The organism is Pseudovibrio sp. FO-BEG1 (assembly GCF_000236645.1).
GTDB lineage: Bacteria > Pseudomonadota > Alphaproteobacteria > Rhizobiales > Stappiaceae > Pseudovibrio.
This window is the reverse complement of record NC_016642.1, coordinates 3827816-3840758: the sequence shown is the minus strand read 5'-3', so window position 1 is coordinate 3840758 and position 12943 is coordinate 3827816. Positions and strand designations below refer to the sequence as shown.

Sequence of the window (12943 nt, the reverse complement as noted above, 5' to 3'; positions counted from 1 at the left end):
AGGGCGAACCGATTGGCCCGCCCTTTTTTGATAACTGAACTTGGTCGCTGATGCCTAATTGACCAGTCCACGGCCTTTCAGCAGTGGCTCAATGGATGGCATCTTGCCGCGGAAGTCCATGTAAGCCTTTGCCGGATCCTGAGAGCCACCAGCCGCGTAAATGAATTTTTCAAGCTTGGCGGCTGTGTCCGGATCAAATGCATCGCCGGTTTCTTCAAAGGCTTCGAACGCATCTGCATCCATGACCTCTGACCAGAGGTAGCTGTAGTAGCCTGCGGAGTATCCGTCTCCAGCAAAGGCATGAAGGAGATGTGGGATGCGGTGGCGCATGATGATCTCTTTTGGCATGCCGATGCCTTCCAGGATCTTCTTTTCCATCTGGGCCGGATCAAGGTTGTCCAGCTCGTCTTCCTTATGGATCGCCATGTCGACAATTGCGGTTGCCAGATACTCGACAGTTGCAAAACCCTGATTGAAATTTGCTGCTGCCAGCAGACGTTCCAGAAGCTCTTCTGGAATGACTTCGCCAGTTTGATAGTGGCGGGCGAACTTCTTCAGGATCTCTGGTTGCGCCAACCAGTGTTCGAAGAGCTGGGATGGCAGTTCTACAAAGTCGCGAGCTACGCTGGTGCCAGAGACGAGCGGGTGCGTGACGTTGGACATAAGACCGTGGAGACCGTGACCAAACTCGTGGAACAGCGTGCGTGCATCGTCAAAGGTCAGAAGGGTTTGCTCGCCTTCTGGCGCTTTTGAGAAGTTCATCACGTTGACGATGATCGGACGGATGTCGCCTTTGAGCTTTTGCTGAGAGCGGAATGCACTCATCCATGCGCCGGAACGCTTGGAGGCGCGGGCAAAGTAGTCGCCGATAAAGATGCCGAGATGATCGCCGTTTTTGTCAAAGACTTCAAAGACACGTACATCGGGATGATAAACATCTTGTCCCTGCAGTTCCTTGAAGGTGAGACCAAACAGGCGGGTTGCGGTGTAGAAGGCCGCGTCGATCATCTGATCCAGCTGGAAATATGGTTTGATTTCCGCTTCATCCAGATCATGTTTTGCGCTGCGTACTTTCTCAGAGTAGTAGCGCCAGTCCCATGGAGCGATTTCGATGTTGTCGCCTTCGGACTGTGCCATGTCTTGCAGATCGGCAGCTTCTTCCTGTGCGCGTGCTTTGGCCGGTCCCCAGACGTTGGTGAGCAGGTCATCGACTGCGCCGGTGGTCTTGGCCATCACATCATCAAGCTTGAAGGCCGCAAAGCTTTCAAAGCCCAGGAGCTTTGCTTTTTCGTTCCGCAGCTGCACGGTTTCGCGTACGATGGCTGAGTTGTTGGTTTCGCCAGCGTTGTCACCGCGCTTTGCCCATGCGTTGAAGGCTTCTTCGCGCAGGTCACGGCGTTTGGAGAACTGCAGGAATGGCTCAATGGAGGAACGGGAGAGGGTGATGGCGTACTTGCCCGGCTCACCGCGCTCTTCAGCTGCAGCGCTGGCGGCTTTGACGAGAAACTCTGGTAGGCCTTCCAGATCGCTCTCATTCTCCAGAACCAGCTTATAGGAGGCTTCGTCTGCCAGAACGTTCTGCGCAAAGCTGGTGCCCAGCGTGGCGAGGCGCTCGTTGATCTCTGCGATGCGGGACTTACCGGTCTCATCAAGGCCAGCACCAGCGCGGTGGAAGATGGAGTAGTAACGCTCCAGCACACGGTCCTGCTCAGGTGTCAGGCCAAGTGTGTCTTTCTTCGCCATCAGGGTCTCAACGCGCTTGAAGAGCGCCGGGTTGAGGAGTTTTTTGGTGTTATAGGCAGCCAGTTTGGGAGAAACGCTGCGCTCGACTTGCTGCAGGGTTTCGTTGGTATCCGCCGAGGAGAGGTTGAAGAACACGCTTGCGACTTGCTCTAGGGCTTCTTCTGCCAGCTCCAGAGCTGCAATGGTGTTTTCAAATGTCGGTTCTTCAGAATTTTGAGCAATGCGATTGATGTGGTCTTCGCCTGCCTTAAAGGCTTCTTCAAAAGCACCCTCAAAGTCTTCCGGCTTGATCTGTGAGAACGGCGGAAGTCCAAATGGGGTTTTCCAATCTTGCAGAAGAACCTTTGCGGTCTCGCTCATATTCAATCTCCGATGAAACGTAAAAGCGTTTTACTCTTCCTGAAATGCAGAAAGAGCCAAACAGCAGTCACTCATAAATGGTCGCAAATGCCTGCGGGAAGGATGCCTTGTGCAGGAATAGGCGGTAGAGATCTGAATATGGGTGCTAACAGCACTTGCGTAAAGGAAGGGCGGAGAAAAATCCCCCGCGCAGTTCCTGTTTGCGGGTCTCTATTGAACAGGGAACGGCAGTGAGACTGTTGTAAAGCCTGTCGCCGTGACGGGTTTCTGAGGGGCGGCCAGTGTCATCACCCAGAAGTTCCTGTAGGTGCCGTCTGTCCTGTTGGTGCGGGCAATGCCCATGTGGGTGACGTGCTTGTTGAGCAGGTTTTTGTTGTGGTCCGGAGAGGTCTTCCATCCGGTCATTGCCGCAGAAATGTTGGCGTAGCCGGCGCCGAGGTTCTCAGCTCCTGCATAGGATTTGTAGCCGTTGGTTTGGGTACGGCTGAGCAGGCTGGAAGAGGAATGGCGCTGTGTCTTGAGAGAATCCAGGCTGGCGATGTGGTCAGCCATATCCTGCGAAACTTCCGTGAGATGCGGATCGAGCTTGATTGGAGGTAGGGCGTGTTTGGCGCGCCATGCGTTTGTCTGGCGCATAGCTTCCTGCTTGTTGATTGCGATGTGCTGCAGCTCAACGTCTTCCGCACTATCAATACCCAGACTTGCACAGCCAGACAGCATTGCAGCCAACAGCAGGGCTGCAGTTCCCTTAAATTCCAATGTCACGCGCTTTTCCCGAAATGCCCGATTAGTCGTTTTCATTTTAGGGCGGAATTTGGGCCGAAACTGTACTGGCCAGGATTAATCCACGTAATTCCCAGATTCATTTGATCTCGGCCAATCCATGCAGGCCGACGGCCTGTGTTTCAGGTCGTCTTCAGCTTCCAAACCAACGGTGCAGTCCAAGCATTGGATGGTGCAAGTATTGAGTGAGGAGTTTTGGGGAATGGGTTCCAGATGATGTGCTGCTTATTGTTTCGGGGGAGCAATTTGCTCTTAGCTCCGTTTTTCCCGAGAGCGTGGAGGGCAGCAGGGCGGTTATGTCTGCGCAAATGAATCTTGCAGTACCCATGGATAGGAACGAAGCTGGGCCGTCCGCGCCAACAGCATGGTGGCTTCGCGTTGTTGGGCGTGACTGGCTGGCACCCTTTGTTTTGCTGGTTGTGTGTTTATGCCTTTATCTGCCAGGTCTGACGTCTGTTCCGCCTCTGGATCGTGATGAACCTCGATTTGCGCAGGCCTCCAAGCAAATGATGGAAACAGGCAATTATGTATCCATTCATTTTCAGGAGCTTGCGCGCAACAAGAAGCCCATAGGCATCTATTGGGCTCAGGTGGGTGTGGCGAAGCTTCTGGGATATGGAGAAAGCGCACCAATCTGGGTTTATCGAGTCCCCTCCGTTCTCGGGGCAATTGCCGCAGTCTTACTGAGTTACTGGACAGCGCGTGCTTTTTTCAGGGAACAGGAGAGCTTTATCGCGGCGTTGATGGTCGCACTTGCTCTCATTTTAAATGTTGAAGCACATTTAGCGAAAACGGATGCAGTGCTGCTGGCCTGTGTGATGCTCTCGCAAGGTGCGTTGGCGCGGATATGGGTTGCTCAGCAACGACCAGCGGTGTGGTCTTCGGCTTTGCTTTTCTGGTTGGGACTAGCGCTGGGCACCCTGATCAAAGGCCCGATTATTCTCATGGTCAGCGGTTTGACGGTTTTGTCTTTATGTCTCTGGGAGCGAAAGGTTTTCTGGCTACGAGGGTTGGCGCCGATTACTGGGTTGCTGATGTTTCTTGCGTTGGTTTCACCATGGTTGGTGGCTATCTACATAGAGACAGATGGTGCCTTCTTCAGAGATGCACTAGGTGGAGATCTGTGGGGCAAGGTGGGGACCGGGCGGGAGTCTCATGGGGCTCCGCCGCTGACGCATCTGTTAATCAGTTTCATTATTTTCTGGCCAATCCCTTCTTTTCTCCTCGTGACTTTCAAGGGAATTAGGCAAGATTTGAATAAATTTTGTTATAGATTCTTGTTGTGTTGGCTGATCCCGTCGTGGGTCGTATTTGAATTGGTTTCAACAAAGCTGCCTCATTACACTTTGCCCATGATGCCTGTTTTGGCGCTGCTGGTGGCAGGCGTGATGATGACAGATAGAGCAGCGAGTGCCGGTGTTGGCTGGCGATTTGCTTCTGCTGCTTTGTTTTTACTGGTGCCGCTGGGCATCCTGATCGCCGTTGTTGTCGGACCTTTGCTGCTAGATCTTTGGCCGTCTCCCCCCGGTGTGGTGCTGTGTGGGCTGGCTGTCATTGCTGCGTTATCAGCTACTTCTAAGCTGTTTGAAGGAAAGCTTGTTTCTGCATTGCCAAGTGCAAGTGTTTCCGCAGTGCTGATGTTCGTTGGCTTCTGGGCATTTTCAGGCCCGGCATTATCAACAATCTGGATTTCCTCCCGTCTGGTGGAAGCGGTTGATCAGCTTCCGGGGTGTGAGCGGAAAGAGATTGCTACAGCAGGTTTCTATGAGCCCAGCTTCGTATTTTTGCAGGGCACGCAAACAAAGCTACTTGGCGCAGAAGCTGCAGCACGTTTTCTGGCAAATGGAGGGCAGGAGACGGGCGCGTCCTCCGGGACTTGCAGAGTTGTGCTGGTGGAAGGACGGCAGCTGGATCGGTTTGATGCAGAAGCTCTTCGGTTGGGGATGAAGACTTCAGAGGTATCAAGTGTATCTGGCCTGAATATCAATGGCGGTAAAACATTGCTGGTACATATTTTTTCTGCGGGTGGGGCGGCGCAATGATTGATGACGGCTCCATAGACACTTTAGAGCGCCCTGTACGGGAAAAACAGAAAAACGAACAACAGGCTGATCTGAACCGTGATGCTGTCGATGCTGAGTGGGAAGAGCGGCAGGAAGACACAGATGGTCGTTGTGTAGAGGGTGAAGAGACTAGGCGGTCTTTCTTCCATCGGCTGCGCGCTCTAATGCAGGTTGCTGGTGGCAATGTGCGGATGCAGTTGAAGCAGGCGCGAGCGATTATGCGTAATCGAAAGAAGCGGAGTATCGGAGATACGACTGCTTTGCCGCCTCTCGTCAAACCTCAGAATATTGCCGCATTGCTTATAGCGCTTTGCGGATTGGCTATGGTTTTCCTTGATCACAGCAGTCCGATCTGGGCGCGGCAACTGCCTGTCGCCTACCATGATATTTTCGAAGTGATTACCGATGTAGGTAAGTCTGATTGGGTTCTCATTCCGACCGGACTATGGATTCTAGCAATGATTTTTGGAGGCTGGCAGCCCCGTGCGTTTCGTAGAAAGATGGCAGTGTCGTATTTGACGATATACGGGAGTTATCTGTTCTTTGTTGTCGCTGCGAGCGGGTTGCTTGCCATTGCTTTGAAATGGAATATTGGGCGAGCAAGGCCGACTTTGTTTGATGAAACGGGGCCGTTGTATTTCGACTTTTTTGCATGGGAAGCAAAGCTTTCTAGCCTTCCAAGCGGACATTCGACAACAGCTGGTGCTCTCATCGTCGCTCTGGCGCTGATTGCACCGAGGCTGCGGTGGTTGCTTGCCGTGTTGGGGCTTTGGATTGCTGCAAGTCGAGTGATTGTTGGTGCCCATTATCCGAGCGATGTGGTGGCTGGTATCATCATTGGCGGAGCATTTTCTTATTGCTGTGCGCGATGGATGGCGCGTCGGCGACTTGGGTTTGCCTTCGATAGCAAAGGTGGTGTACAGCCCATCATGAGCAGTTTCTCAGCTTCAATATGCTTGCGGAACTGGCGTGCAGCGCGATCTGGCAGTTCTTCTCCCGTACATGAACAATCGGAGACACTCCGGGCTAACTAGGTTTTTATCCCTGGCCTGAACGGAGTTCCGTCTCAGGGTAGGGGTAGCTGGAATGACCAAGAGTACCGCTGTACAGAAAATCGACGTGAGCGTCGTTATCCCTGCGAAGAATGAGAGAGATAATCTTCCTCCGCTACTGGATGAGATTGCTGAGGCGCTGAAAGAGTATCGGTTTGAGGCGATTGTTGTTGATGATGGGTCGACTGATGACAGTCTTGTTGTGCTCCAGCAATATGGGGAGAAAAACGGTTTTTTACGGGTGATCCATCATAAGCGGTCTGGTGGGCAGAGTTGTTCTGTTCGTACCGGGCTGCTTCATGCGCGTGGCACTTATGTGGCTACGATTGATGGGGATGGGCAGAACAATCCTATCTACTACCGCGAGATGCTTTCGGCGATGGAAAAGGGTGGTGAGCGTGTGGGGCTTGCTGCTGGCCAGCGGCTGGGTCGCAAGGCCAGTGTTTTCAAACGCTATGCATCCAAAGCTGCCAACAAGCTGCGTGGGGCGATTCTGAAAGACAATACACGTGACAGTGGGTGTGGTCTGAAGCTGCTTCGCCGCGATGTGTTCTTAAAGCTCCCATATTTCGACAGCTGGCACCGTTTCCTGCCAGCGCTTGTGATCCGCGAAGGATATGACGTGGTTCATGTGGATGTGGTGGACCGGGAGCGGGAGCACGGTGTTTCCAAATATGGGATCTTTGATCGGGCGTTGGTGGGCGTGTTGGATCTCTTTGGCGTGTGGTGGTTGCGCCGTCGCCGAAAAGTCATTCCTGAAGTGGTGATGGTGACTGAGTCGGACAAGTCTCCAGCGAAGGAGGCACATTGATGCTGGCTGGTCTTTATGAGTGGGTTTATGACGTCTTTGTAGCCCAGTGGGACTTTTGGGTTCTTTGGGGGTTTGTGGCGCAGTTCATGTTTATGATGCGCTTCATGATCCAATGGATTGCCTCTGAGCGGGTGGGACGATCCATCGTCCCGGTGGCCTTTTGGTTCTTCTCCATTGGGGGCGGATCGCTTCTTCTGACTTACGCTATCGTCAAGAAGGATCCTGTTTTTATTGCGGGACAGGGCCTCGGATTGATCATTTATTTCCGAAATCTATGGCTTATCTACAAGGAAAAACGCCAGGACCCGAATTTCTAGGCGATTTATCCGCAATAAATGCAACCAGAATGCAATTAAATTGCTGAACGCTATTTGCCCATGGGGAAGATAGACTTCCTCGTGGGTTTTTCGTAAAATTGCGTATTATTTGTGCATATTGATTGTAAAGGTTAGTGTGAAATACGTATTTTTGAAGAAAATTGCTCCGAATTTGCGCTCAGTTTTCAAGGTTAGTTTTTTCATTGCGCTTGTAATCTAAGTAATATTTCCTCTCTATTTCAGTATTGTTTGGATTAATTTGTTTGTATGTGTATACATAACTATATTTCTCGATTTTGATTAATGGTTAAATCGCATGCATTTGAGATATAATTTGCATAGAAACTTTGCAATCGTTGATGAATATCACCTCGTAGACTAACTTATTAATAAAAACCTCTTGACGTTTTTAGAGAAATATCATCGAATGCTTGATGAGGAGTGGTTGAAGCCAATAGGGGGGCTTTAAGGGCACGCGCTGACGTGTTTGTTTCGGATGTTTTCCTAGGAGAAAGGGAACAGCCTGCTACTTCCGGTGATGAATTTTAAAATTGGACAAAAAAAGAGGCTCCAATTCTATGAAAAAAATGATCCTTCCAGTTGCGCTGGGTGCAGCGTTCGCAGCGACTTCTTTGTCCGCAGCTTCCGCTGGCACTCTTGAAGACGTGCAAGAGCGCGGCAAACTGCGTTGTGCGGTTTCTACTGGTCTTGCAGGCTTTTCCTACACTGACGAAAACGGCAAGTGGCAGGGCTTCGACGTTGACTACTGCCGTGCGGTAGCTGCTGCTGTTCTGGGTGACGCGGATGCTGTTGAGTTCTCTCCAACCACTGGTAAGACCCGCTTTACTGCGCTGGCTTCCGGTGAGGTAGACATCCTGTCCCGTAACACCACCTGGACATTCTCCCGTGACGCTGACCTGAAGTTCACCTTCCTGGGTGTGAGCTACTACGACGGTCAGGGCTTCATGGTGAAGAAGTCTCTCGGCGTTGCTTCTGCTAAAGAGCTGGACGGTGCAACCGTTTGTATCCAGACCGGTACAACTACAGAGCTGAACCTGTCTGACTACTTCACAGCTGAAGGCATGTCTTACGAGCCACTGTCCATCGAGACAAACACTGAAGGTCGTGCAAACTACCTTGCAGATGCTTGTGACGTGTACACCACCGATGCTTCCGGTCTTGCAGCATCGCGTGCGACTTTCGAGAACGCAGACGACCACATCGTTCTGCCTGAAATCATCTCCAAAGAGCCACTCGGTCCGCTTGTCCGTCATGGCGACGATCAGTGGGCAGACATTGGCCGCTGGGTTCTGAACGCGCTGAAGATTGCTGAAGAAAAAGGCATCACCGCTGCGAATGCAGACGAAATGGCTGCGAACTCCAAAGACCCAGAAGTACTGCGTCTGCTTGGTGCTTCCGGCGAAATGGGCGCATCCGTTGGTCTGGGTAACGACTTCGCTCTCGTAGCTATCAAAGCAGTTGGTAACTACGGTGAAGTGTTCGAGCGTCACCTCGGTACACAGACCAAAGTTAACCTTACTCGTGGTCTGAATGCTATGTGGACTGAAGGTGGTCTGCAGTACGCACCTCCATTCCGTTGATCTGATCGAGATCTGACAAAAGGGGGCGCTGTTGCAGGATAACAGCGCCCTTTTTTCTAAGCATAATAAATAAGGCGGGCTACTTATGAGCACTTCAACCGTACCAGCCGATAATAGCTTCCAGTTGTCGCAACTGTGGCGAGATGCTCGATACAGATCCTATACGATCCAGATTATCGCGCTTGTCGTTGCTCTGTCAGTTGTGATGATGCTCATCAGCAATGCTGTCGAGAACCTCGAAGCACTTGGCAAAGATTTCAATTTCGGATTCTTATACGAACCAGCAGGCTATGACATTGGTCAGGTCCTGGTGAACTACACCTCCGCTTCCGGTCACTGGAAAGCGGCACTTGTCGGCTTGCTCAACACGCTTCTTGTTGCGTTTCTCGCGTGTGTGACTGCGACTATCATCGGCGTATTTGTCGGTGTTCTGCGTCTCTCCAATAACTGGGTCGTTTCCCGTTTGATGGCGGTTTACATTGAAGGCGTCCGTAACGTACCGCTGCTGCTGCAAATTCTGGCTTGGTACGCTGTCTTCATTCACGTGTTTCCGACACCAAAGCAGGCTGTCAAAGCACCAGTTATTGAAGGGGCGGTTTATGCAACAAACCGTGGTTTCTACATTCCGGGACTGACGTTTGACGGTGGCTACCAGATTGTTGTTGCAGTTCTGCTGGCTTCCATCGCGGGTATTTTTGTCTTCCGTCGTTGGGCGCGTCAGCGTCAGGAAGCAACTGGCCAGATTTTGCCAGTTGGCTACATCTCTCTGGCAATCCTGATTGTACCGACCGTGCTGGCTTACTTTGCTTCTGGCATGCCGATTGGTCTTGATTACCCTGTAGCCGGTCGTTTCAACCTGAAGGGTGGCCTGAAAGTTGGTACGCCGCTGATTGCTCTGTGGTTTGCGCTTTCCATCTACTCTGCTGCGTTTGTTGCGGAAATTGTACGCGCGGGTATCATGGCGATCAGTAAGGGACAGACAGAAGCTGCTTATGCGCTTGGCCTTCGTCCAAGACGGACCATGAGCCTTGTTGTTCTGCCGCAGTCCCTGCGCATCATCATTCCACCAATGATCTCCAACTACCTGAACATCACCAAGAACTCATCTCTTGCGATTGCGGTTGGTTATATGGATCTGACGGGTACGCTCGGCGGTATTACGCTGAACCAGACCGGTCGTGAGATGGAATGCATGTTGCTGCTCATGGCAACGTATCTGCTGATTTCGCTAAGCATTTCAGCTGTGATGAACGTTTACAACGAATCCGTAAAACTGAAGGGGCGCTAAGATGAGTGAAAACACTTTTGCCTATGTCGCGACCTCTGAAAAGCCTCAGTTGCCGCCTCCCCAGGGCACAACTGGTGCTGTTGGCTGGGCTCGTGAGAACCTGTTCTCTTCACCGCTGAATACTATTTTGACGCTTGTTTCCGTCTTTGTGGTGTTCTCGACTGTCCCTGGCATCTTCAACTGGGCGTTTGTTAACTCCGTGTGGAATGCAAACTCTCTGGATGAGTGCCGTGCGCTGACAGAAAATGGTGCGTGCTGGGCGGTAATTCGTGAGCGTTATCATCAGTTCCTGTTTGGCTTCTACCCAACTGAGCTGTACTGGCGTCCAATCTTGGCATTTGTGCTGTTGTTTGTGGCTCTGGTTCCCGCTCTTTGGGATGGTATGCCGAAGCGCGGTGCTGCGCTGATGGCGTCCATGACCTACCCATTTGTGGCGTTCTGGCTGATCTGGGGTGGTTTTGGTCTTGAGCCAGTGTCTTCCACCAAGCTGGGTGGTCTGCTGCTGACCATGATCATTGGTGTTTCCGGTATTTCGTTCTCGCTGCCGATTGGTATTGTGCTGGCGCTGTCCCGTAGCTCCAACCTGCCGATCGTGAAGTCACTTGCAGTGATCTTCATTGAGTTCATCCGCGGTGTGCCGCTCATTACCCTTCTGTTTGTTGCGCACGTGCTGCTCAACTACTTCCTGCCGAAGGGCGTGAACTTCGACATCGTGCTGCGTGTTGTTATTATGGTGACGTTGTTTGCCAGTGCATACATGGCGGAGGTTATCCGTGGTGGTCTGGCGGCATTGCCTAAGGGACAGTACGAGGCTGCGGATGCGTTGGGGCTGAGTTATTGGCAGAGCATGCGTCTAATTATTCTGCCGCAAGCGCTGAAAATCTCCATCCCAGGAATCGTGAATACCTTTATCGGCCTGTTTAAGGACACCACTCTGGTGCTGATCATTGGCCTTATGGATCCTCTCGGACTGGTTGCGCCTACGCTTGCTGACCAACGTTGGAATGGTATCTTTGTGGAACTTTATGCGTTTATCGCGTTCATGTTCTTTATCTTCTGCTTTGCAATGTCCCGATATTCGATGTATTTGGAACGCAAACTGCATACCGGCCATCGCTAGTCGCCTGGTGCATGCCTAAAAATTCGGAGTTATAAAAATGAGTGACGTAAACCTCGCTGAAGATATCCAGGCGGACCGCTCTAAAATGCATGTATCCGATACCGATGTGGCTATCGAGATTACAGGTATGAACAAGTGGTACGGAGACTTCCACGTTCTGCGTGATATTAACCTGAAGGTTATGCGCGGCGAACGTATCGTTATCTGTGGCCCGTCCGGTTCTGGTAAATCAACCATGATCCGCTGCATCAACCGCCTTGAGGAACACCAGAAAGGCCGCATCGTTGTTGACGGTATTGAGCTGACCTCTGACCTTAAGAAGATTGATGAGATCCGCCGCGAAGTGGGTATGTGCTTCCAGCACTTCAACCTGTTCCCGCATCTGACCATTCTGGAGAACTGTACATTGGCTCCAATCTGGGTTCGCAAGATGCCAAAGAAGCAGGCTGAAGAGATTGCGATGCACTACCTTGAGCGCGTGAAGATCCCTGAGCAGGCCAACAAGTATCCTGGTCAGCTTTCCGGTGGTCAGCAGCAGCGTGTGGCGATTGCCCGTTCGCTCTGCATGAACCCGAAGGTCATGCTGTTTGATGAGCCAACCTCTGCGCTTGACCCTGAGATGATCAAGGAAGTGTTGGACGTGATGATCGGTCTGGCGGAAGAGGGCATGACCATGCTCTGCGTAACCCACGAAATGGGCTTTGCCCGTAAAGTGGCGAACCGCGTGATCTTCATGGATCAGGGCCAGATTGTTGAGCAGAATGAGCCAGAGCCATTCTTCACCAATCCGCAGCATGAGCGTACTCAGCTGTTCCTCTCCCAGATCCTCAACCACTGATCTGGTCAGAGTTCCAAATTCAAAGCCTCGCTGTTGAAGCGGGGCTTTTTTCGTTTTGTTCGCAGGCATCTTTCACAGCACAGGACCTGTCACGTCTTTCCTTGCAGAGCATTGCTCTCAACAAGGAAAAACAAAAATGGCAGACTTTGATCTTTATGCTGGTATCGTCCAGCATTCTCCTAAATCCTGTGGTGCTTACTGTGTGAATGCGGCTCTTGCACAACTTGGCTTTCTGCCCAAGGCAACAGACGTCAATACGCTCAATGCGGCTGATCTCACCAAAGGCTATGACGTCACAACTGATCCTGGATGCATCAATTTGTGGCGGCTGAGCCATCTTATTTATCATCGCTTGCAGATTGCTGAGGTGGTAACGACGCAGACCTACAAAGTTTCGGGGAATCTGGAACTTGATCTGACTGCCTCACCAAACCCGACCGCTCTTTATAAAGAGAACGATGGGACACTTGATTTGGAGAACAGTCCGTCGGGCATGGTTGCTGTTGCTAAAACTATTGCCCCGGGTTTGGCAAAGAACATTACTTATTACACCGCGTTCGGCAAAGCGCTGTTCAACAACTTCAAGGTTCTGAATGCTGCTGGTGGTTATCTCTTCAATCGTGAAGAAGACTTGATCCAGAATAAACTTAGTCAGACTGTGACGCAGTCTACTGTGACTAGCATTCCCTTCCAGACTAATCAGGTAAACCTCATTCTGGTGCAATATGCGGGTACCAGTACAATGCATTGGGTTGCTGGCACGCGTCATCTGACGGACACGGACAAGGCCATGATCTATGATCCGGCGACAGGTGATGTTCTTGAAATTGCGACCACCGGTAACTTCAAGCTGCAAACCAGCCCTTCCGCAAAGCCTGCCACAAAGATTGGTCCTAACTCCTATGAATTTCCGGGCATCTGGATTCGGTTGGGCGCGTAATCTGCGTTCCTGCCACTAAATGATGCC

General features: G+C 51.5%; 11 protein-coding genes. 9 read left to right on the top strand and 2 right to left on the bottom strand.

What is annotated here, in order from left to right:
* Positions 1-54: 54 nt before the first annotated feature.
* A complete protein-coding gene (locus PSE_RS17175; RefSeq protein WP_014286018.1) occupies positions 55-2103 on the bottom strand; it encodes a M3 family metallopeptidase in 2049 nt (682 codons plus the stop codon).
* Positions 2104-2313: 210 nt separating this feature from the next.
* Positions 2314-2868: a CAP domain-containing protein gene (locus PSE_RS17170; RefSeq protein ID WP_208997972.1), complete on the bottom strand. Its 555-nt coding sequence runs from the start codon at positions 2866-2868 to the stop codon at positions 2314-2316.
* A gap of 524 nt (positions 2869-3392) precedes the next feature.
* Between PSE_RS17170 and PSE_RS17165 the strand changes: the two genes are divergently transcribed.
* The 9 genes from PSE_RS17165 (at position 3393) to PSE_RS17125 (ending at position 12916) form a co-directional block, all read left to right on the top strand.
* On the top strand, positions 3393-4928 hold the full coding sequence (locus tag PSE_RS17165) for a glycosyltransferase family 39 protein (protein WP_208997971.1): 1536 nt from the start codon (positions 3393-3395) through the stop codon (positions 4926-4928).
* Positions 4925-5983, top strand: a complete 1059-nt coding sequence (locus tag PSE_RS17160; protein WP_014286015.1) for a phosphatase PAP2 family protein — start codon at positions 4925-4927, stop codon at positions 5981-5983. The genes PSE_RS17165 and PSE_RS17160 overlap by 4 nt, the downstream gene beginning before the upstream one ends.
* A 52-nt stretch (positions 5984-6035) precedes the next feature.
* Positions 6036-6812 carry a glycosyltransferase family 2 protein gene (locus tag PSE_RS17155; RefSeq protein WP_014286014.1) on the top strand — a complete coding sequence of 259 codons (777 nt, stop codon included), beginning with the start codon at positions 6036-6038 and terminating at the stop codon, positions 6810-6812.
* Positions 6812-7129, top strand: coding sequence for a lipid-A-disaccharide synthase N-terminal domain-containing protein (locus tag PSE_RS17150; protein WP_008546501.1), 318 nt, complete (start codon positions 6812-6814; stop codon positions 7127-7129). The genes PSE_RS17155 and PSE_RS17150 overlap by 1 nt, the downstream gene beginning before the upstream one ends.
* Before the next feature lie 578 nt (positions 7130-7707).
* Entirely contained in the window at positions 7708-8730 is a 1023-nt protein-coding gene (locus tag PSE_RS17145) for an amino acid ABC transporter substrate-binding protein (RefSeq protein WP_014286013.1), read from the top strand.
* An 85-nt stretch (positions 8731-8815) separates the two neighbouring features.
* Positions 8816-10018, top strand: coding sequence for an amino acid ABC transporter permease (locus tag PSE_RS17140; RefSeq protein WP_014286012.1), 1203 nt, complete (start codon positions 8816-8818; stop codon positions 10016-10018).
* A 1-nt stretch (position 10019) separates the two neighbouring features.
* Positions 10020-11138 (top strand): amino acid ABC transporter permease, encoded by a 1119-nt coding sequence (locus PSE_RS17135; protein ID WP_008546704.1) that lies wholly within the window; start codon positions 10020-10022, stop codon positions 11136-11138.
* Between the two features lie 37 nt (positions 11139-11175).
* On the top strand, positions 11176-11976 hold the full coding sequence (locus PSE_RS17130) for an amino acid ABC transporter ATP-binding protein (RefSeq protein ID WP_008546717.1): 801 nt from the start codon (positions 11176-11178) through the stop codon (positions 11974-11976).
* Between the two features lie 136 nt (positions 11977-12112).
* Positions 12113-12916 carry a hypothetical protein gene (locus PSE_RS17125; RefSeq protein ID WP_041768648.1) on the top strand — a complete coding sequence of 268 codons (804 nt, stop codon included), beginning with the start codon at positions 12113-12115 and terminating at the stop codon, positions 12914-12916.
* Positions 12917-12943: the final 27 nt, after the last annotated feature.